Annotated in this window: 18 protein-coding genes; 6 read left to right on the plus strand and 12 right to left on the minus strand. The window is 63.6% G+C overall.

Annotated elements, in window-relative coordinates:
• Window positions 1-19: 19 nt before the first annotated feature.
• The 8 genes from glyQ to miaB all read right to left on the minus strand — a co-directional run bounded on the left by glyQ (window position 20) and on the right by miaB (window position 10,599).
• The gene (gene glyQ, locus ACP7DD_RS09065; protein WP_426174416.1) at window positions 20-949 is read right to left on the minus strand and encodes a glycine--tRNA ligase subunit alpha; all 930 of its coding nucleotides are present in this window, start codon (window positions 947-949) and stop codon (window positions 20-22) included.
• Window positions 950-1,069: 120 nt separating this feature from the next.
• Window positions 1,070-2,632, minus strand: coding sequence for an apolipoprotein N-acyltransferase (gene lnt, locus ACP7DD_RS09070; protein WP_426174417.1), 1,563 nt, complete (start codon window positions 2,630-2,632; stop codon window positions 1,070-1,072).
• Window positions 2,632-3,510 (minus strand): HlyC/CorC family transporter, encoded by an 879-nt coding sequence (locus ACP7DD_RS09075; protein WP_426174418.1) that lies wholly within the window; start codon window positions 3,508-3,510, stop codon window positions 2,632-2,634. Before ACP7DD_RS09075 ends, lnt begins: the two co-directional genes overlap by 1 nt.
• Window positions 3,494-6,064, minus strand: a complete 2,571-nt coding sequence (locus tag ACP7DD_RS09080) for a DUF6531 domain-containing protein (protein ID WP_426174419.1) — start codon at window positions 6,062-6,064, stop codon at window positions 3,494-3,496. The genes ACP7DD_RS09075 and ACP7DD_RS09080 overlap by 17 nt, the downstream gene beginning before the upstream one ends.
• A 263-nt stretch (window positions 6,065-6,327) precedes the next feature.
• The gene (locus ACP7DD_RS09085; RefSeq protein WP_426174420.1) at window positions 6,328-7,563 is read right to left on the minus strand and encodes an NAD(P)/FAD-dependent oxidoreductase; all 1,236 of its coding nucleotides are present in this window, start codon (window positions 7,561-7,563) and stop codon (window positions 6,328-6,330) included.
• Between the two features lie 174 nt (window positions 7,564-7,737).
• A complete protein-coding gene (gene ybeY, locus ACP7DD_RS09090) occupies window positions 7,738-8,211 on the minus strand; it encodes an rRNA maturation RNase YbeY (protein ID WP_426174421.1) in 474 nt (157 codons plus the stop codon).
• The gene (locus tag ACP7DD_RS09095; protein ID WP_426174422.1) at window positions 8,195-9,241 is read right to left on the minus strand and encodes a PhoH family protein; all 1,047 of its coding nucleotides are present in this window, start codon (window positions 9,239-9,241) and stop codon (window positions 8,195-8,197) included. The genes ybeY and ACP7DD_RS09095 overlap by 17 nt, the downstream gene beginning before the upstream one ends.
• Window positions 9,238-10,599 carry a tRNA (N6-isopentenyl adenosine(37)-C2)-methylthiotransferase MiaB gene (miaB, locus tag ACP7DD_RS09100; RefSeq protein WP_426174423.1) on the minus strand — a complete coding sequence of 454 codons (1,362 nt, stop codon included), beginning with the start codon at window positions 10,597-10,599 and terminating at the stop codon, window positions 9,238-9,240. Before miaB ends, ACP7DD_RS09095 begins: the two co-directional genes overlap by 4 nt.
• 625 nt (window positions 10,600-11,224) lie before the next feature.
• Between miaB and ACP7DD_RS09105 the strand changes: the two genes are divergently transcribed.
• A complete protein-coding gene (locus ACP7DD_RS09105; RefSeq protein ID WP_426174424.1) occupies window positions 11,225-11,572 on the plus strand; it encodes a hypothetical protein in 348 nt (115 codons plus the stop codon).
• Between the two features lie 145 nt (window positions 11,573-11,717).
• Here the strand turns inward: ACP7DD_RS09105 and ACP7DD_RS09110 are convergent, their stop codons facing one another.
• Both ACP7DD_RS09110 and ACP7DD_RS09115 read right to left on the minus strand, forming a co-directional pair.
• A complete protein-coding gene (locus ACP7DD_RS09110; protein WP_426174426.1) occupies window positions 11,718-12,560 on the minus strand; it encodes an HDOD domain-containing protein in 843 nt (280 codons plus the stop codon).
• Window positions 12,557-12,892, minus strand: a complete 336-nt coding sequence (locus tag ACP7DD_RS09115; protein WP_426174427.1) for a hypothetical protein — start codon at window positions 12,890-12,892, stop codon at window positions 12,557-12,559. Before ACP7DD_RS09115 ends, ACP7DD_RS09110 begins: the two co-directional genes overlap by 4 nt.
• A 135-nt stretch (window positions 12,893-13,027) precedes the next feature.
• Between ACP7DD_RS09115 and ACP7DD_RS09120 the strand changes: the two genes are divergently transcribed.
• The 3 genes from ACP7DD_RS09120 to ACP7DD_RS09130 all read left to right on the plus strand — a co-directional run bounded on the left by ACP7DD_RS09120 (window position 13,028) and on the right by ACP7DD_RS09130 (window position 15,949).
• On the plus strand, window positions 13,028-14,620 hold the full coding sequence (locus tag ACP7DD_RS09120; RefSeq protein WP_426174428.1) for a sensor histidine kinase: 1,593 nt from the start codon (window positions 13,028-13,030) through the stop codon (window positions 14,618-14,620).
• Between the two features lie 132 nt (window positions 14,621-14,752).
• Window positions 14,753-15,361, plus strand: a complete 609-nt coding sequence (gstA, locus tag ACP7DD_RS09125) for a glutathione transferase GstA (RefSeq protein WP_426174429.1) — start codon at window positions 14,753-14,755, stop codon at window positions 15,359-15,361.
• 39 nt (window positions 15,362-15,400) lie between these two features.
• A complete protein-coding gene (locus ACP7DD_RS09130) occupies window positions 15,401-15,949 on the plus strand; it encodes a DUF1697 domain-containing protein (RefSeq protein ID WP_426174430.1) in 549 nt (182 codons plus the stop codon).
• 46 nt (window positions 15,950-15,995) lie between these two features.
• Here ACP7DD_RS09130 and ACP7DD_RS09135 read toward each other — a convergent pair whose 3' ends face one another.
• A complete protein-coding gene (locus ACP7DD_RS09135) occupies window positions 15,996-16,280 on the minus strand; it encodes a hypothetical protein (protein ID WP_426174431.1) in 285 nt (94 codons plus the stop codon).
• A 493-nt stretch (window positions 16,281-16,773) separates the two neighbouring features.
• On the opposite strand from ACP7DD_RS09135, the gene ACP7DD_RS09140 reads away from it, so the two are divergent.
• A complete protein-coding gene (locus ACP7DD_RS09140; protein WP_426174433.1) occupies window positions 16,774-18,726 on the plus strand; it encodes an AAA family ATPase in 1,953 nt (650 codons plus the stop codon).
• Window positions 18,727-18,802: 76 nt separating this feature from the next.
• Here the strand turns inward: ACP7DD_RS09140 and ACP7DD_RS09145 are convergent, their stop codons facing one another.
• Window positions 18,803-19,438, minus strand: coding sequence for a TetR/AcrR family transcriptional regulator (locus ACP7DD_RS09145; RefSeq protein WP_426174434.1), 636 nt, complete (start codon window positions 19,436-19,438; stop codon window positions 18,803-18,805).
• A gap of 83 nt (window positions 19,439-19,521) precedes the next feature.
• On the opposite strand from ACP7DD_RS09145, the gene ACP7DD_RS09150 reads away from it, so the two are divergent.
• Entirely contained in the window at window positions 19,522-20,706 is a 1,185-nt protein-coding gene (locus tag ACP7DD_RS09150) for a lipid-transfer protein (protein ID WP_426174435.1), read from the plus strand.

Genomic DNA, 20,706 nt, shown 5'->3' on the forward strand with positions numbered 1-20,706 from the left:
TCTTATATGTTCGAAGGACTCAGGCCGCTTCGCGGTCGATGGGGGCGCCCGCGGCGCCAGGCGCCATCGGGAATCCCAGCTTTTCGCGCGAATCGTAGTAGGCCTGCGCGACCAGGCGCGACAAGGTGCGCACGCGGCCGATGTAGGCGGCGCGCTCGGTCACCGAGATGGCGCCGCGCGCATCTAACATGTTGAAGCTGTGCGACGCCTTCATGATCTGCTCGTACGCCGGGAGGGTCAGCGCCAGTTCGACCAGGCGCTTCGCCTCTGCTTCGTGGTTGGCGAAAGCGGCGAACAGCAGCTCGGTGTTGGCGTGCTCGAAGTTGTAGGTCGACTGCTCGACCTCGTTCTGGTGGAAGACGTCGCCGTACGACAGCGTCTTCCTGGCGCCGTTTTCTTCCCACTCCGTCCACACCAGGTCATACACGTTCTCGACGCCCTGCAGGTACATCGCCAGGCGCTCGATGCCGTAGGTGATTTCGCCGAGCACCGGCTTGCAATCGAGGCCGCCGACCTGCTGGAAGTAGGTGAACTGCGTCACCTCCATGCCGTTCAGCCAGACTTCCCAGCCGAGGCCCCAGGCGCCCAGGGTCGGGCTTTCCCAGTCGTCCTCGACGAAGCGCACGTCGTTCTGCTTCAGGTCCAGGCCGAGCGCCTCGAGCGAACCGAGATACAGGTCGAGGATGTTTTCCGGCGCCGGTTTCAGCACCACCTGGTACTGGTAGTAGTGCTGCAGGCGGTTCGGGTTCTCGCCGTAGCGGCCGTCCTTCGGGCGGCGCGACGGCTGCACATACGCGGCGCGCCACGGCTCCGGGCCGATCGCGCGCAGGAAGGTGCCGGTGTGGAAAGTGCCGGCGCCGACTTCCTGGTCGTACGGCTGGAGCAAGGCGCAGCCTTGCTTGTCCCAGTAGGATTGCAAGGTCAGAATAATTTGTTGGAATGTGAGCATCGGATCTGGAAGCCGCGCCAACGGGCGCGAACGGTAGGTGAGTTTGCCAAGCGCCCAATTTTAGCGGTTTTGGGCTGCGGCTGGGAACGTATGTAGAACAACAAGCATCATTAAGGGCAACTAAGCGGCGTTGGCAGCGTTGTTGCGGAACTTTCGCCCGGAAAGCCACGCCGCCGCCAGGCCGAGCGCGCCCAGCAGCAGGAATCCCAGATTGCCGAAGCGAATGTACGGCGTCATGCCTTCCATGCCCTGCACCTTGGCCGTGAGCACGCCGCGGGTAAACGGCGGCAGTTCGGCGGTGATGTTGCCGCGGCCATCGATGACGGCGGTGGCGCCGTTGCTGGTCGAGCGCAGCATCGGCCGTCCCGTCTCGAGCGAGCGCATGCGCGAAATCTGCAGGTGCTGCGGAATCGCCACCGACTCGCCGTACCAGGCCAGGTTCGACACGTTCAGCAGCACCGTGGCCGGCGCCGCGGCGGCGCGCAGCTGGTCGGCGATTTCCTCGCCAAAGGCGTCCTCGTAGCAGACGTTCGGCAGCACCAGCTGGTCCTTGACGGCGAACGCCGGCTGGATCTTGGCGCCGCGCGTGAAGTCGCCCAGCGGGATGCGCATCAGGTCGACGAACCAGCGAAAGCCCGGCGGCACGAACTCGCCGAACGGCACCAAGTGCTGCTTGTCGAAGCGGTAAGTCTGGCCGTTCGGGCCGATGCCGGCGACGCTGTTGGCGTACTGGGTCGGGCTGTCGGCCATCGGCGTGCCATACAGCAGGCTGCTGTTGGTGCTGCGCGCGAATGCCGCGAGGCTCTCCAGATAACCGGGCGGCAGATGCTGGGGCGGCAGGACGATCGCCGTTTCCGGCGTGGCGATCAAGTCGGCCGGCGCGGCGACGATCATCGAGCGGTACAGTTCCAGCGCGCGGTTGATGTGCAGCGGCTCGAATTTTTCGCCCTGCGCCACGTTACCCTGCAACAGGCGCACCGAGATCGGCTGGCCGTGAGGGCGCGTCCATTCGACATGGGTGAGGCCGAAGCCGGCCGCCATGATCGCGGCCAAGAGGCCGATCGCCGGCCAGCGCGCGCGCTGGGTCAGCATCGCCAGGCATGCGCCGCACAGCGCGACGAGCATGCCGATGCCGTACACGCCGATCAGCGGCGCGTAGCCCGACAGTGGACTGGTGTTGTGGGCGTAGCCGGAGGCGGCCCATGGAAAACCGGTGAATACCCAGCCGCGCATCCATTCGGACAGCGCCCAGGTGACGGGCAAGACCAGCATCAGGAACGAGGTCACCGGCAGCGACCAGCGGCGCCGCAGCCAGGCGGCGGCGCCAGTGGCAAGCGCGGCGAACAGGCCCATGTAGCACGCCAGCAGCAGGATCGCCAGCGCGGCGAGCGGCGCGGCCAGGCCGCCAAAGCGGTTCATCGCGATGTACAACCAGTGCATGCCGGCCACCGACCAACCGAGCCCGAAGGCCCAGCCGATCCAGGTGGCGCGGCGCACCGAGGTATCCATGCCGACCTGGTAGAACAGGAAGGCGAGCAGCAGCAGCTGGATCGGCCAGGCGCCGAAAGGGGCGAACGAGAACAGGCTGCACAGGCCGGCGAGGGCGGCCCACAGCATCGGCCACGCGGTGCCGCGCGGCGCACCCGCATATGTCGGGGCGCAGACGCGTGGCCGGCGCAGCATCAGTCGCGTTCGTCCTCTGGGTGCGGCAGCCGTTCGACCAGCAGCACGTGGATCTGGCGGGCGTCGGCGCGCAGCACTTCGAAGCGCAAGTTGTCGATGTCGAACAGCTCGCCCTTGTGCGGCATGCGGCCGAGGTGATTGGCGACCAGGCCGCCGATGGTGTCGACGTCGTCGTCGACCAGTGCGGCGCCGATCTCCTCGTTGAACTGTTCGAGTTCGGTCAGCGCCTTGACGCGCCAGCGCGGACCAAGCTGGCCTTCCTTGATCGACAGGACGTTGTCTTCTTCCTCGTCGAAATCGTATTCGTCCTCGATGTCGCCGACGATCTGCTCGAGCACATCTTCGATCGTGATCAGGCCGGCCACGCCGCTGTACTCGTCGACGACGATGGCCATGTGATTGTGGTTGGCGCGGAAGTCGCGCAGCAGCACATTGAGGCGCTTCGATTCGGGGATGAAGATGGCAGGGCGCAGCATGTCGCGCACGTCGAACGATTCTTCGGCGTAGTAGCGCAGCAGGTCCTTGGCCAGCAGGATGCCGATCACCTTGTCGCGTTCGCCCTCGATGGCGGGAAAGCGCGAGTGCGCGGTTGCCAGCACGTCGGGCATCCACTCTTCGATCGGCTTGCTGATGTCGATGACGTCCATCTGCGAGCGCGGCACCATGATGTCGCGCGCGGACAGGTCCGACACCTGGAACACGCCTTCGATCATCGACAAGGCGTCGGCATCGATCAGGCTGCGTTCGTGGGCGTCGTGCAGAACTTCGAGCAGCTCGGCGCGGTTTTCAGGCTCTGGGGAGATCAGTGCGGTCAGGCGTTCAAACAGTGACCGGTGTTGCTTGGCGTCCGTGCGGACGTCATTAGGGTGCTCTGGCATAGTTGGCGTGAGCCGTTGTTGCGATGGACGTAGGATACACTACATCGGCGATTGCCCGTTTTTTAAGCAGAGCGCGGGCGCGGTGGGGCCGCAGAATTCGGCTCAGCCATCGAGCCAGCTGACGGCCACAAACTGCTTCGTCAGTGTTACCTGATACGGCGATTCGTCCGGCCGGCTGGACGTCAGCGCGACCGCGCCAGGTCCGGCTTGCGTGCGCACCAGCGCCGCCTCTGACATTTGCCGGGCGATTGCATCGGCGTGCGCGCCTTCCCAGCGCGATCTGACGGCCGACAGCAGCTTGGCAATCGCCGCTTGCAGCATCAATGCTGAAATCGGGATTGCCTGCACCATCAAATGCGGAGGTTGTCGTGCCGGTGTCTGGACTAATCGTGGTGGTTTGCTGGCCATGTCCATCAACGGTGTAGCGCGTTATCAGCTTGCGCGGATCGGCGACAGATACAAGATCGTCCTGGTGCGAATAACCATAGCCGATCACGGGCGCTGCGGCGCCAGGCGTGGGCGGGGGCATAACCTGCGTCATCACGCGATCGCAGCTATCGAAAACCTGTGTAGTCGCGCGGCCGAGTGGATCGGTCACCCTGGTCAGGTTGCGCCCACGGTCGTAGGCATAAGCCACTCCAGGGTCCTGGTCATCGCGTTGTTCTTTCTGGAGCCGGCTGAGTGCGTCGTAGGTACGCTTTGACATCGTCACCAGTACGCCGGCCGGATCGCGCACTTCCTGTTTGATCACGTTGCCGATGTTGTCGGGCGTGAAGTGGACAGCGTTCCCTGCCGAGTCTCGGAGGTCCGTGAGGCGATGCGCCGCGTCGTAGGCATAGTCCATAAATGTACCGTCGGCGGCGGTAACGCGGGTGCGCTGGCCTGCGTCGTCATATTGATAGCTTGTACTTTCGGACAAGCCGCGGCCATCTTCAACGGTACGCGAAACGAGCTGCTGGCGGGGGCCATACTCGAGCTTGATGATTTGCCCGTTCGGCAGCTTGATATTGGTTGCCAGGCCATCTTTGCTGTACTCGCGAAACTGCGTGAGTTCGCCTGCGCCATTGGTTGCGGTCGCCAGATCGCCGGCAGTGTGGTCGTAGGTCGTGTCGAAGTAGGTGAGCAGCAGAGCGTCGTGGTTGCCCGCCGCATCGGCGGGTCCCGTGCGTGTCAGTAATTTGCCGACGCTGTTGTACGTGTACTGCCACGCACGTGCTGCGCCGGTTTTGGCGGCGGCGAAACCGAGCGCTCCGTTGTTGTCCGTGGTGGCTTGCACTGACTTACTGCAAAGGACGGCGACCGGCTTAGCGTTTGGCAGGGTCGCGTCGGAGCAACGCGCAATCTGCCCGTCGGCGCCGCGCTCACCGTTGTACACGTAATTTGTAAGTCGGTTCGGTTCGTCGGTCACGCTCTTCAGCGGCCAGTCCGGATGCCATTGTGTGCCGGTCATCCGTGCGGTCATGACGGAATCGTTAGCGGTAACCGGGCAGGCTGCGTCGGCCTTCAATCCGGCGATGCGACGTGTTTGCAACCCACGCGCAACGTCAGTCACGAAGCACGTTTTGTTGCCATTGAAATCGGTAGTGCTTGTCAAGTCGCCGCGGTTGGCATATTCGAATTTGCTCGAGGTTGCGGCCGATCCTGCCCCGGCAGGCCGGCTTTCGCTGGCGACGCGCCCTCTGGTACCGGACGGATAGGTGAGCGCCCAGAGTCTTTCTGTGCCGAGCGGGTCAATCACGCGCCGCGTAACGTCGGTGGGGTAAGAGAACGTGTAGCGTCCCGCGCCGCCGGCATGCTGTGTCGATAGCGCCTGGCCAGCAACGTTAAGCGCGTAGGTGGCGAAGCGGACGTTATTTTCGTCGGTGATGCCGGTCAAGAAGTAACGCGACGATTCGCGTTCGTAGTGGTAGCGCCTGGACGCCAAGACGGCGCCCTCGCGGCGTTGAAAATGTACTGCCTCCAGGCGGGCCATTCCGATGCTGTCAGCCTGGCCGAGAACCGAAGCCTGCTGATATTCGTAACGACCCCCCCCATCGGGTCCGTCGATCGATTCAACAACGCCGTCGCGCCAACCGATTTTGACGCTTCGGCCTTTGTCGTCCGAGATTAAAGTTAGCTGGCGCTCCGCGTCGTGCGAATAAGTCGCGGATCCCCCGGTCGCGCTATGCGAGCTGACCATCTTGTACGTACCATTTAAATTCTTGTAGCGCTCAACCTGACCGTTGGTGGTGGTGAGGAGCAGGTCGTTATAGTTCACGTCGAGCGCCTTCATCGAGACCCGCTTGTCATACCGCGAGACGAGTTTTCCGCCTGGCAGCAGGTCAAAAGCAAAAGCGCTACCGTCGCCGAAGGTGCCGGAGACGAAGGGCAAGAATATGCTGAACCGATCGACGACGAGCTCCCGGTCAAACGAAAAGGACCACCCGACTCCTGCGGATTGCGCGCTCCAGTTTTTGCGTAAGGTGCGATAGGTGCGTTGGATGCGCAGCCAGTCGCTTGGTCCGGCGATCAGGTCTGTTTCAGTCTGCACTTTGGCGCCACTTGCCAGTTGCACTGGATTGCCCAGTGTAAAGCCGACGTCCTCCTCTGAACAGCAGATTGGATCAGGGGACGGTGCGGGCGCTTCAGCTTGCTTGACGCAAACCCCCGGCGAACGTGGGCTGTATCCGGTTTCGCAGACAAGGATAGCGATGCCGTATCACTCGCCACCTTTTGCGAACACGCACCTGACCGAATCTACGTTGCGATTAGATCAATAATGTTGCGAATTTATAAGCATTCCTGCGGACCTTTTCAGAAGGTTGTACAAAACAGTCATCACGGTCCTGTGCCGAATCGCAATTGTTGGCCGCCGTGGAAAGGCTCGCGGTCGGGCGAATACAGCTCGCTCCAGCGGTTGGTGCGCCCGAGGATCTGGTCGTTGACGAGGATTGCACCGGCGGTGCAGTGGGTCATGCCGTTGCCGGAGTCGCCGGTGATGATGAAGACGTTGCCTTCGTCGAGCGGATTGCGGCCGAGCAGGGCGATGCCGTCACCCGGTTCCATCACCCGGCCCGACCAGGCGTAGTCGACCTGGCCGGCGATCGGGAAGCGCGCCCGTGCCCACGCCTCGATTTCGTCGTAGCGCTGCTGCGCCGGCGGGCTTGCCGCGTCCTTGTGGTCCTGGCCGCCGACGACCAGCAGTTCGTAGTTGGCGTCCGGTCTGGCCGACGCCAGCCGCACGTAGTAGTACGGTTTGCCGGTGTCCCACAGCAGCGCGCGCGGCAGCGCGTCTTTCGGCACGCGCAGGCCCAGCACGTAGCTGCGGTACGACTCCTGCATGCCGTGCTTGACGAAGCGCTCGATGAACGGCACGTTGGTGGCGATGACGACGGCAGCGGCCGTGATCGCGCCCTGCTCGCAGCGCACCGTCTGCGAGACGGCGTCGCCGCCGACGTCGAGCGCGCGGGTGTGATCGTGGATCCTGCCGCCGAGCGTGATGATCGCGCGCGCCAGCCCGGCGAGGTATTTGAGGGGATGGAACTGGGCCTGGCGCGCAAAGCGCAGGCACGGGCCGGTGTCGAACTGCAGGCCGGGCACGCGCTCGAGGCGGCGCACGTCGAGGCCGAAGCGGCTCGTCACCGCGTACTCGCTCTCGAGCACCGCGTTCCACTGGCCGTTCGGATTGAACAGGTAGCCGTCGAGGCGCTCGAATTCGCAGACGATCTGTTCGACGCGGATGATCGATTCGACGCAGTCGGTGGCGCGGCGGTAGCTGTCGGCCACCAGCGCGGCCTTGACGGCGCCGAAGCCGCGTTCGAGTTCGGAGTAGCGTTCGTCGGGCGGGAACATGTGCGCCGTGCTGCGGCCAGTTTCGCCGGCGCCGATGCCGGCGCTGTCGATGACGATCACCGATTTACCCTCGCGCAGCAGCATGTAGGCAGTGGTCAGGCCGGCGATGCCGGCGCCGATCACGCAGACGTCGGCAGTGGTGTCGCCGTCAAGGGCGGGGAAAGCGGGCATGCTGGCGTTGTCGAGCCAGATCGCGGTGGTCGGAGCGTTTGATGCTTGCATAGGCAGTATCTCCTGTCTGTTGTTCCTTTGTGTGACGTCCGAGTAGACAGGATTGTTCAATCGACAACTGTGCGCTTGCGAACAGAGAGGGGCGGAGCGGAGGAGTTGAGGCTGTAGGAGGACGCCGCGCTTTCAAGTGGGCAAAATACTACTGGGAAATTCGCGCGGCGCCGGTCAGCTGTGCGAGTCGGCGTACGGATCCGGATAGCCGAGCGCTTCGAGGATGTCGCGCTCGAGCTGCTCCATTTCGCCGGCTTCTTCCTCGTGCTCGTGGTCGTAGCCCTGGGCGTGCAGCACGCCGTGCACCACCAGGTGGGCGGTGTGTTCTTCGACCGTCTTCTGCTGTTCGGCCGCTTCGCGTTCGAGCACGTCGGTGCAAAGGATGATGTCGGCGCGGGTCGGCTCGTCGGCGGCCAGTTCCTCGCCCTCGTTGTAGGCGAACGTCAGCACGTTGGTGGCGTAGTCCTTGGCGCGGTAATCGCGATTGAGCACGCGCCCCTCCTCCTCGGCGACGAAGCGGATAGTCAGCTCGGCCGGCCCGAGCAGGGCAGCCTGCACCCAGCGCCGCACCTTCTGGCGCGACACCGACGCCAGCAGGCGCGCATCGGGATACTGCACCGCCAGCGTAAGCTTATTTTTTGCGGACATTTTTCGCACCCGGTTTGGGCAGGGCGATCAGCTCCTGGATCGAGGCGGCCGACTCGTAGGCGTCGACGATGCGCCCGACCAGCGGATGGCGCACCACGTCGGCGCTGGAGAACTGGGTGAAGGCGATGCCGCGCACGTCCTTGAGGACATGCACCGCGTCGATCAAGCCGCTCTTCTGGGTCTTGTGCAGGTCGACCTGGGTGACGTCGCCGGTCACCACGGCCTTGCTGCCGAAGCCGATCCGGGTCAGGAACATCTTCATCTGCTCGACCGTCGTGTTCTGCGCTTCGTCGAGGATCACGAACGCGTGGTTCAAGGTGCGCCCGCGCATGTAGGCCAGCGGCGCGATCTCGATGACCTGTTTCTCGAACATCTTCTGGGTGCGGTCGAAACCGAGCAGGTCGTACAGCGCGTCGTACAACGGCCGCAGGTACGGGTCGACCTTCGAGGCCATGTCGCCGGGCAGGAAGCCGAGGCGCTCGCCCGCTTCCACCGCGGGGCGCGTGAGGACGATGCGCTTGACCGCGTCGCGTTCGAGCGCGTCGACCGCGCACGCCACCGCGAGGTAGGTCTTGCCGGTGCCGGCCGGGCCGACGCCGAAGGCGATGTCGTGTTCGAGGATCGCGCGCAGATACTGGATCTGGTGCGGCGTGCGCCCGCGCAGGTCGGCGCGGCGCGTCTTGAGCACCGGCGTGGTGATCTCGGTCATGTCCGGATGCTCTTCGTCGGGCGCTTGCGGCGCGATGGTCGGCGCCAGGCCGGAGCGCTGTTCGACCAGCGCGAGCTGCACTTCCTCGATCGGCACGATCTTGTTGGCGACGGCGTAGAAGCGCTCGAGGATCTCGACGGCGACATCGGCGTTGCTGCCGCTGACGATGAATTTTTCGCCGCGGCGGAAAATGGTGACGTCGAGGGCGGCCGAAATCTGGCGCAGGTTTTCGTCGAGCGGGCCGCACAGGTGGGCCAGCCGGGTGTTGTCGAGCGGCTCGGGGACGAAGTACGAGGGCTGGGTAGGGGTCTTGGTTTTCAACTGGCTTTCGCAATCAGGTCGGCGCTGGCGACTAGTTCGCCGCGCAAGGTGTAGTTAAAACTCTCGGTGATGCGCACGTCGGCCATGCTGCCCACCAGCGCGGCAAACTGCGCGCCGGCGGCGAAGTTGACCACGCGGTTGTTCTCGGTGCGGCCAGCAAGTTCGCCGGCGTCCTTTTTCGACGGACCTTCGACGACGATGCGCTGCACCGTGCCGACCATCGCCGCGCTGAACTTGCGCGTGTTGGCGTCGATCGCCGCCTGCAGGCGCTGCAATCTCGCCAGCTTGACTTCATGCGGCGTGTCGTCTTCCAGGTTGGCGGCCGGCGTGCCGGGGCGCTTGCTGAAGATGAAGCTGTAGCTCGTGTCGAAACCGACATCGGCAATGAGCTTCATCATCGCTTCGAAGTCGGCCTCGGTTTCGCCGGGGAAGCCGACGATGAAGTCCGACGAAATCGACATGTTCGGGCGCACCGCCTTGATGCGGCGGATGATCGACTTGTACTCGAGCGCCGTGTAGCCGCGCTTCATGGCGCCGAGCACGCGGTCCGAGCCATGCTGCGCCGGCAGGTACAAGTGGTCGACCAGCTGCGGGATGGTGGCGTAGGCGTCGATCAGGCGCTGGGTAAATTCCTTCGGATGGCTGGTGACGAAGCGGATCCGCTCGACGCCGGGGATGGCAGCGACGTATTCGAGCAGCAGCGCGAAGTCGGCAGTTTCACCGCCTTCCATGGCACCGCGGAAGGCGTTGACGTTCTGCCCCAGCAGCGAGATTTCGCGCACGCCCTGCGCGGCCAGGCCAGCTACTTCAGCGAGCACGTCCTCGAACCGGCGCGACACTTCCTCGCCGCGGGTGTACGGCACCACGCAGTAACTGCAGTACTTGCTGCAGCCTTCCATGATCGACACGAACGCCGAGGCGCCGTCGGTGCGGGCGGGGGGCAGGTGGTCGAACTTCTCGATTTCGGGGAAGCTGATGTCGACCTGCGCCGCGCCGCTGCTGCGCCGTTCGCGCATCATCTGCGGCAGCCGGTGCAAGGTCTGCGGGCCGAACACCATGTCGACATACGGCGCGCGCTTGACGATGGCGTCGCCCTCCTGCGAGGCGACGCAGCCGCCGACGCCGATCAGCAGATCGGGCCTGGCCAGCTTCAGCTCGCGCAGGCGGCCCAGGTCGGAAAACACTTTTTCCTGCGCCTTTTCGCGCACCGAGCAGGTGTTGAGCAGGATGACGTCGGCGTCTTCCGGCGTATCGGTGCGCACCATGCCGTCCGAGGCGCCGAGCACGTCCGCCATCTTGTCGGAATCGTACTCGTTCATCTGGCAGCCGAAGGTCTTGATAAATACTTTTTTCTGCATGGAATGTTCTTGCTAGTGGTGTGCTGACGCTGTGACAACGCGAGGTGGCAGTTTACCGTAAATCGGCAACTTGGGCGGATTCGGCCGGGCGGCGCGCGCCGCCCGGCGAAGTATTAAATGCAAACGAATTTGTGAAATGCGGCACGGCGCCGACGACTAATGGTATTACTTTGCGCAAATTATACTGGGCGTTTCCTGCTGAAAACTTTCACATTCGTTAAATTGCCCAGAAGTATTTTCTGTTGTAAATCAATGGGTTCCGCCGGAATCGTCAAGCACAAGCTGAGTTCAAGAAAACTCTTGCGTGCGCCACAAATTATCCCCATGTGTTGAAATGCCGTTGTGACAAGCTTTCCGCACGATAGCTTGATTTTAAACAATGTAGGCGAAGCGAAGGTCGGATGTACTGATAGCGTATGAGTCTGATAATTTGTTTGATGAACAAGTGCGTTGGGAAGGCGAGTAGCGCGCAGGCGCAAACGATCCGGCAACGGTGAACGTGATTGATCGGTGGTTTGCTAGTTTGATCATCACACGTCGTTTTCCGGGAACTTATTTAGACGAAAGATAGTCTTTAACAAAGTTCGTAACGGAACTATTTCAACCACATACACGAGGTAAGATCATGGCACACCATGCTTTGGCATCACAAGAAAGTTACAACCCGAACCACCTGCTCGACATTCTGCTCGGCAAAATGCAGCTGAAGAACGACGCTGCCTTGTCGCGCATGCTCGAGGTGGCCCCGCCTGTCATCAGCAAGATTCGCCACCACCGCCTGCCGGTCGGCGCGTCGCTGCTGATCCGCATGCACGAAGTGACCGGCATGAGCATCCGCGACCTGCGCGACCTGATGGGCGATCGCCGCACCAAGTATCGTCTGTCCGACGCCCAGGGCCGTCCAAAGGCGGAAGACAAGGCCGCAGCCGAGGCAGCAGCGGCGACCACCACCACCGGCAACTATGCCCATTGATTCCGCGGGCGTGGCGGCAGCAGCTGTCATGCCAGCGGCGGATAGGGTAACAACACGCACACCGCGCAGCACGTGATCGGCGCCATCGATTTTGTTGAATCGCGACGCCGGGCACGGATTCCTGCGCAAGCCGTGCGCTCGGGAGTTAGCCCATCAGGACGGTAGCAATTTCTTCAAACTGCAATTCCGTTTCGCGAAATACATGCAGGTAGCTTTCCTCAGTGAGGCCCAGCGCGGTCCAGGCGACCGATGAGACGCGGGGCACCACGTCGTCGGTCTCGCGCGCGAGATCCAGTGCGTGAACGATGGCATTGGCCACATGAATGATGGTGGCCAGGAAGCCCGCGCCCGGGTGCTCCGGGCTGTGGTGGTTGGCAATTGCCAGCCGCATCGTGTCCGAAAAATTCCAGTGGTCCGCCAGCGCGACGCCCGCCATCACATGGTCGACGCCGAGCACCGCCCGTTCCGCGTCGAGCATGTCGACGTCGTGGGCGGCGCGGTAAGCGATCGCTTCGGCGTAGCGTTCCGGGTAGGTGCTGACCAGTACCTGCCGACCGATGTCGTGCAGCAGGCCGGCGGTGAAGGCGTAGTCCTGGTTGAAGCGCATGCGCCGTGCCAGCACCCGCGCGCAGGCGGCGGTGCCGATCGAATGGCGCCAGAACGCCTTGTCGTCAAACCCGGCGCACTTGCCGGCCGCGAAGCAACCGGTGACGGCGGCGGCGGTGATGATGTTGCGCGTCGTCTGAAAGCCGAGAAACGTGATCGCCTGCTGGATCGTGGTTACCTTCACCTGCAGCCCGTATACCGACGCATTGGCCAGGCGCAGCGTCTTGGCCGTCAGCGCCTGGTCGTGCGAAACTTTCTTGGCGAGCACGGAAATGTCGACGTCTTCCTGATCGATGCTGGTCAGCAGTTCCATCACCACCGCGGGCAGCGACGGCAGGTCTTCGAGTTTGCCGACAACGTCGTCGAGGCTCAGCGGTGTCATTCCGTCATCTCCCGCTCGAGCCGGTAGTCCGTGACGTAGCGGTACAGCGCGGCGGTGGCGCTATCGTCGTCGTTGCCGGCGTCATGGTGGCGAAACAGGTGCGCCAGGCGCGCCTGCACGGCGGACAGATCGACCGCCGGCGCGGCGGCGTCGGCGCCGCACAGGATCGCCAGCATCTCGATGCCATGGCGCGGCAGCAGGGCGATGATCGAGGTGGTCAGCACGGCGCCTTGCGGCAACAGCACCTGACCCTGCTGGTCTAGCAACACATCCGAGAGCACCATCCCGGGCCGTACATCGGCCAGCGCCAGGTGCTGATAAGCTGAACTCATGCCATTCTCCATTTTAGTGCTCAATAGTACCATCGGCGCGCAACGCGGTTGGCTGTAAATCTGACCGACCCTCGATCGCTTGCCAAGCGGCAGGGCTTCCCTTACATTGGGGGACAGCGTCCTTGAAAGGATCGAATGTTCAGTATTCAAAGCCGCTTGCAACTGCTGTTCGTGGTGATCGTCACGCTGGTGCTGGCCATTTCCGGCAGCTATGCCCAGTACTCGCTCGGCAAGGAACTCGAAAGCAGCAACCAGCGCCTGCGCGACGGCGTGCTGACCCGCCTCGGGATCAGCCTGCCGTCGGCGCTGTGGGACCTCGACAAGGCCAAGGTCGAGACGATCCTGGAGGCCGAAATGCTGCCGCCCGAAGTGGTCTCGATCCGCGTCTATGACAGCGCGGTGGGCCTGTTCGCCGGCAAGGCGCGCGGCGCCGACGGCGGGCTCGTCGCGGCCGGCCGCCAGCCGCCGGCCAGCGCCACCCCGGTCGCCGCCGATCTCGTTTTCCGCGACGCCGGTTCGGCCAGCACCAGCATGCAGCCGGTACCGGTGGGCAAGGTCGTCGTGTATTTCAGCCGTGCGCAGATCGACGCCGCGCTGTCGTCCGAACTGATGCGCAAGATCATCGAGGTGCTGCTGCTCGACGTCATCCTGGTGCTGGCGCTGTCGTCGTCGCTGCGTGTCGTGTTCCGCCCGCTGCGCCGGCTCAGCTACGGCCTGTTCGAGCTGGCCACGCGCGGCACCGGCGAAGTCGAGGAGTTGCCGGAGAACCGCCGCGACGAGCTCGGCGACGTGATCCGCGGCTTCAACCAGATCCAGCGCCGCCTGAAGTCGACCATCCTGCGCATCCGCGAGGCCGAGGACGCCGCGCTGCGCTCGGCGCAGCAGACCGAGCAGGCGATGACGGATCTGCGCCGCACCCAGGAGTCGCTGCTGCAGTCGGAGCGGCTGGCCTCGCTGGGCAGCCTGGTCGCCGGCGTGGCACATGAAATCAATACGCCGGTCGGCATCGCCCTGACCAGCGCATCGGTGCTGAAGGACGCCACCGACCAGTTGCAGGCGGCCGTCGCCACCGACGGGCTGAGAAAATCGGTGGTGCTGCGCTACCTCGACACGGCGGCCGAAAGCACCCGCCTGATCATCAACAACGCCTACCGCGCGGCCCACCTGATCCACAGTTTCAAGCAGATCGCCGTCGACCAGACCAGCGAGGCGCGGCGCCGGTTCGCGCTGATGGCGTATATCGACGAGATCGTCACGAGCCTGCAGCCGAAGCTGAAGAACATCGCCCTCGAGCTCAAGCTCGAGGGCGACGACGATATCGTGCTCGACAGCTACCCCGGCGCGTTTGCCCAGGTCATCACCAACCTGATGCTCAATTGCGCCGAGCATGCGCTTTCACCCGAGCATCCCGGCACCATCGACATCCACGCGCGGCTGGTCGGCGACATGGTCGAACTACTGCTCACCGATAACGGCAAAGGCATCCCGCCGGAGGTGCTCGACCGCATCTTCGATCCTTTCTTCACCACCCGGCGCGGGCAGGGCGGCACCGGACTCGGCCTGAACATCGTCTACAACCTCGTCGTCAAACAGTTTTGCGGCACCATCAAGGCGCGCAGCACGGTTGGCGTCGGCACCGAATTTACCTTGCGCATGCCCCGCGTGACGCCACGCGACGGCGCCGTCGACATCGATGCGGTGGAAAGCGCCGGCGCGCCGCCGCATTAGTGCTGCGCTTGCGCCGGGCCAAGCTGGACCGCTGGTTTTGTTGTATTCTCGCCATGCCGCGCGCCTCCGGAACAACGGAAGCCGGGCCTGCTGCGCGATCACTGTCGCGCTAACGCCACGCAAAGGATCCCCATGAAACTGTACTTCAGTCCCGGCGCCTGCTCGCTGTCCCCCCACATTGCCCTGCTCGAAGCAGGCCTGCCGTTCACCACCGAAAAGGTCAACATCCGCAAGCGGCTCACCGAGAGCGGCGCCGACTTCATGGCCATCAATCCGAAAGGATACGTCCCGGCACTGGAACTGGACAATGGCACCATCCTCACCGAAGGCGTGGCGATCACGCAGTACATCGCCGACCAGGCTCCCGACAAGCAGCTGACGCCGGCCCACGCTACCGCCGAGCACTACCAACTGCTCGAGTGGCTCAATTTCATCGGTACCGAAATCCACAAGAATTACAGCCCGCTGTTCAATCCGGCCAGCAGCGACGACGCCAAGGCCGGTGCGCGCGCGGCGCTGGCGAAGCGGTTTGCCCTCGTTGCCCAGCGCCTCGAAGGCCGCGACTACCTCATCGGCGAGCGCTTCTCGGTGGCCGATGGCTACCTGTTTACTGTCCTCAACTGGGCTGCCGTGGTCCAGTTCGATCTCGCGCCATACCCCGTGCTGCAGGCGTTTCACGCCCGCATCGCTGCCCGCCCTGCGGTGCAGCAGGCGATGCGCGACGAAGGCTTGCTGGGCTGACCGGCGACCAGCGTAACGCTGTGGAGTAGAATCGGGGGCATGACCTTCCACTGCGGCATTGCCCTCCTGCGCGGCATCAATGTCGGCCGCGCCAAACGCGTCGCGATGGCCGACTTGCGTACCTTGTTCGAAGAACTCGGCTTCACCGACGTGCGTACCGTCCTCAATAGCGGCAACGTCGTGTTCGGCAGTCCGGTGCATGCGCCGGCGCCGGCCGCCGCCGCCATCGAGGAGGCGCTGGTGCGCCGGCTCGGCGTCGCCGCGCGCGTGATGGTGCGTAGTGGCGAACAACTCGGCGCCATCGTCGCCGCCAATCCGCTGGTGGCGCAATCCACCGACCATGCGCGCCTCGTCACCTTCATCTTGTCCGATGGCAGCCACGCACCACTGCTTGCGCCGCTGGCCGAGCACGATTGGGCGCCTGGCGCGCTGGCAGTGGGCAAGGATGCTGTGTATGTCTGGTGTCCCGACGGCGTGCTCGACAGCGCGGCGGCTGCGGCCGTCAGCAAGGTGCTGGGTGACTCCACGACGGCGCGCAACTGGAATACCGTCACCAAGCTGCACGCGCTGTGCACGGCGCGCGGGTAGCTGCGCGGGTAGCTGTACACCCTCGTGCTGCAGCGCGCCTTGCCGCTTACTTGAACTTTTCGCTGCTGTCGCGCGTTGCGCGGTAGCCGATCAGCACCAGCCCCAGCAGCATCATGGCGAACATTTCCGGTTCGGCCAGCTCGGATGTGGCCGACTGCAGCACGACAATGCCACCCGCGCCGCCCGAGGCCGGCAGGTTGGCCGCCGCGACGACCGGCAACGTTAGTGGCAAACCGGCTGGCCCGCGCCCGGCCGCGACCTCCGCCACGCTGGCCTGCGCGCTGCCGAACATGAGCAGCGCCAGGCTTGCTGCAAGTGCGATTTTTGTCACGGCATCTTCCTTTGTTTGTCCCTGCCGCCAATGGAAAATCGGATTCGATCCACGACTCCAGCATACCGCGATTCTTGATGGCGGGGCGTCCGATTCGACTGACAAACAACAAACAGATAGCCGCGTTGTAGAGCCCGCCATTGAAGGCGGCGTACGATTTAACAGATGTTGATAACGCCAACAAAAAGGGCGGTAATCGGCACGTTTTTATCAAGTCGATAAGCAAGTTTATCAGGACGATAACGGGTTCAATTACTGCTGTGATCACATCTGTTGCGCTGCACGAAGTTTTACATAAATTTGTTTGTACCTGGGTTTTTTTTGGCGGTATAGTCTCGATATCCTTATTGCCTCCGAGCATCAAATTGATGGCAAATGGTCATTGTGCGGCCCTCGGGCCATCCTGCCTTTTCGATTGCTGCGCCCCACCTTCGCCGGCAACCACGGCTGTTCGCAGTCCGCACCACGCGCATCAATCAATCAAAGAGTCCCTATGCCTAACTTAGCCAAACTTCAGATCGCCTTCAAGAACACGTATGTGCGCGTCGGCGCCGTCATGCTGCTCGCCTTGATCGTCTGGATGGCGTTCTTGCGCGGTGACGTCGCCCAGGACACCAGTCCGATCGTGCTGTCGCAGAACATCTCCGAAATCACCGCGCTGGCCGCGAAGAAGGAACAGCTCGACTATTTGATGGTGGCCAAGCCGCTGTCCGAGTCGCCGCGCTACATCTTCAAGTTCAAGGGCGCCTCCGAGCTGCACGTCGTCAAGGTGCCGAGCACCTCGCACCTGAGCCTCGAGCGCGAAGTGCTGCTCAAGAACGCCATCCCGTATTCGATCGCCAAGGACGACTATCTCGCTTCGCACAAGGCGGTGCTGCTCGACGAAGGCGAAAACAGCGCCTCGGCGCAAGCGACCGCCTTCCTCAAGCGCCACGCGCTCGACGTCCTGCTCATCGGCCTGATCATCTACGCACTCAAGTTCGGCATTCCCGGCATGGGCATGAACGCCTCCGTCATCACGCCCGACAAGCTCAAAGGCAGCATGGACGACCTGATCGGCATGGAAGACATCAAGCAGGAAGTGCTGCATCTCGAAGACATGATCCGCAACCGCGCCGAATACAAGTCGCACAACATCGACAAGCCGTTCAACGTGATGCTGACCGGCCCGGCCGGCACCGGCAAGACCAAGCTGGTAGGCTACCTCGCCAAGAAGCTCAACGTGCCGCTGATCCAGGCATCCGGCTCGGCACTCGAATCGGGCTTTATCGGCGGCGGCTCGAAGGCGCTCAACGCGCTGTACCGAAAGGCCTGCGCCAAGGGCAGCTGCATCATCTTCCTCGATGAAGCGCAGACCCTGTTCATGCCGCGCGGCCGCGGCGAAAAGAAGTGGGAAGACGACACCGCCAACACGCTGCTCGGCCTGCTCGACGGCGTCAAGAGCGACAAGGGCGCCGGCGTGATCTGGGTGGTGGCGTCGAACTTCGACGATGCCTCGTCCGAGATGGACGAGGCGATGCTGCGCCGCTTCTCGGTGAAGATCAACTTCCGCCTGCCGAACAAGGCCGAGCGCGGCGAACTGCTCAAGAGCTTTTTGTCGCACAAGAAGGAAGGCCTGGTCGACTGGAATGACCTCGACCTGGGCCAGGTCGCCGAGATGACCGCCAACCTCAGTCCCGCGCTGCTCGAAACCGTGGTCGAACGCGCCAGCATGATCTCGATCCAGGAAAAGACGATCATCAACACCGACCTGATGTTCCGCGCTTTCGAGCGCGCCACGCTGGGCCTGACCGACCGTGCGACGACGGCCGAAAAGCACAAGCAGCGCGAGCGCGTTGCGCTGCACGAACTGGGACACTTCTTCATGCAGATCGATCCGTACCTGCGCCAGGGAATGTCGCTCGAACAGGTGAAGGCGAAGTCGCACCTGCTCAAGATCAGCACCGAGTCGGTGTCGAAGATCGGCGCCCTCGGGTACGTGCTCAATTCGGGCGACGACGTATCGCTGCGCACGCTCGAAGAACTCGAGCAGGATGTCATCCAGCTTTACGGCGGCGTCGCTGCCGAGGAGCTGTTCTACGGCGCGCGCGGCATTTCGGTCGGCAGCCAGAACGACATCGAAAAGGCCACCAAGATGCTGAACCTGATGGTCAACCGCCTGTCGATGTATTCGCGCTCGAAGATCGACTACACCCAGCTTGGCCAGGACAGCAACGGCGAACACTCGATCCGCCAGGTCGAGGAGAAGTCCGATGAACTCTACAGCTACACGCTGGGCGCGATCCACGATTACAAGGCGATGATCGAGTCGATCAAGGACACGCTGCTCGACCAGTACGTGCTGTCGAAGGATGCGATCTTCGCGCTGCTGGAGGAGCGCCGCGAGCTGCTGATGGCGCACATCTCCGGTCCGCACCTGACGCTGTGCGAGGGCGCCGCCGTCTGATAGGGGGCAGACCCGATTTTGCTTTCAGGGGGTCTGACCCCGGTTGTGTTGGCGCCGGCCGACCAAGGTCAGACCCTCAAGGCGCCGTCGCCAGCATCAGCAGCGACTTGCGCACCGAATCGCGCACCGCCAAAAATTCTTCCCGCCGCTTGTGCTTGTCCAGCCTGAACAGCATCAGGCCTTCCATCTGCGCCACCATCAGGATTGCGCGCTGCATGTACTCGCTGTCCGGTATCGCCGGATTGAGGCCGCGGATCAGCAGGTAGATCGCCTTGCGCTCGCGCCCCAGCATCCTGGCCATCAGCGACGACGCGAACGCGTTGCGCGACGCCAACGCCCAGATCTCGAAGAAAATCGCGTGCGTCACCGGATCGGTGATCTCGTCGAGGAACATGTCGACCGTCGACAGGAACAGCTCGCTGCGCGAGGCGCTGCCCATCTCCGCGCGGATCGAATCCATCTTCGCCTGGAACACGTCCATCGTGTACAGCAGCAGCGCTTCGACCAGCGAATCCTTGCTCTGGTAATAGTGCTGCACGTTCGACAGGCTGATGCCCACTTCGGCCGCCACGCGCCGCATCGACAGCCCGGCATAGCCGTCGGCGGCGAGCAGTTCGCGCGCCGCCTGCAGGATATCCTTGGCGCGGCCGAGCCCCTTCTCGGTCGTGACCGAGGACTTGTTTATCGGGACGCTGGCGAGTGACGGTGGCATGCTGTAATTATCGCACGCGTCAGCTATGCCAAAATAGTACGGCTGACCTATAATCGAGTGTCCAAATCGTTCAGGAGCGCGCAGTGAGCCGCAAAGTATTCGTCACCGGCGTAGGCATGATCCCGTTCGCCAAGCCAGGCGCCAGCGCGCCGTACGACCAGATGGGCGCGATGGCCACCCGCCAGGCGCTGGAAGACGCCGGCATCGGCTACGACGACGTCGAGCAGGCGTATGCCGGCTACGTCTACGGCGACTCGACCAGCGGCCAGAAGGCGCTGTACCAGGTCGGCCTGTCCGGCATCCCGATCGTCAACGTCAACAACAATTGCTCGACCGGTTCGACCGCGCTGTTCCTGGCGCGCCAGGCGGTGGCCAGCGGCGCCGCCGACTGCGTGCTGGTGCTCGGCTTCGAGCAAATGAGCCCTGGCGCACTCGGCAACGTGTTCGACGACCGTCCCAGCCCTTTCGATCCGTTCGACGCCGTTACCGACCGGCTGGTCGGCAAGCCGGAGATCCCGCTGGCACTGCGCTACTTCGGCGGCGCGGGCCTGGCGCACATGGAAAAATACGGCACCCCGTTCGACGCCTTTGCCAAGATCCGCGCCAAGGCCAGCCGCCATGCCGTGAACAATCCGCTGGCGCTGTTTCGCAAGCAAGTGAGCACCCAGGACGTGCTCGACGCGCCAATGATCTGGCCGGGCGTGATGACGCGCCTGATGGCATGCGCGCCAACCTGCGGCGCCGCCGCGGCCGTGCTGGTATCGGAACAATTCGCGCGCAAGCATGGCCTCAGGACCGACGTCTACATCGCCGGCCAGGCCATGACGACCGACCGTCCCGGCACCTTCGATTCGAACGACATGATGCGCCTGGTCGGCTACGACATGAGCCGCGAGGCGGCCGCCAAGGTCTACGCGCAGTCCGGCATCGGCCCGGAAGACCTCGACGTCGTCGAACTGCACGACTGTTTCGCCCAGAACGAGTTGATCACCTACGAGGCGCTCGGCCTGTGCCCGGAGGGCGGCGCCGACAAGTTCATCAGCGAAGGCGACAATACCTACGGCGGCAAGGTCGTGACCAATCCATCCGGCGGCCTGCTGTCGAAAGGCCATCCGCTTGGCGCCACCGGCCTGGCGCAGTGCTACGAGCTGACCCACCAGCTGCGCGGCGACGCCGCCGCGCGCCAGGTCAAGGGCGCGAAAGTCGCGCTGCAGCACAACCTCGGTCTCGGCGGCGCCTGCGTCGTCACCATGTACCGCGCGTCGTAG

Origin of the sequence: Massilia sp. TWR1-2-2 (assembly GCF_049897565.1) — a bacterium.
Classification (GTDB): Bacteria; Pseudomonadota; Gammaproteobacteria; order Burkholderiales; family Burkholderiaceae_D; genus JAFCUW01.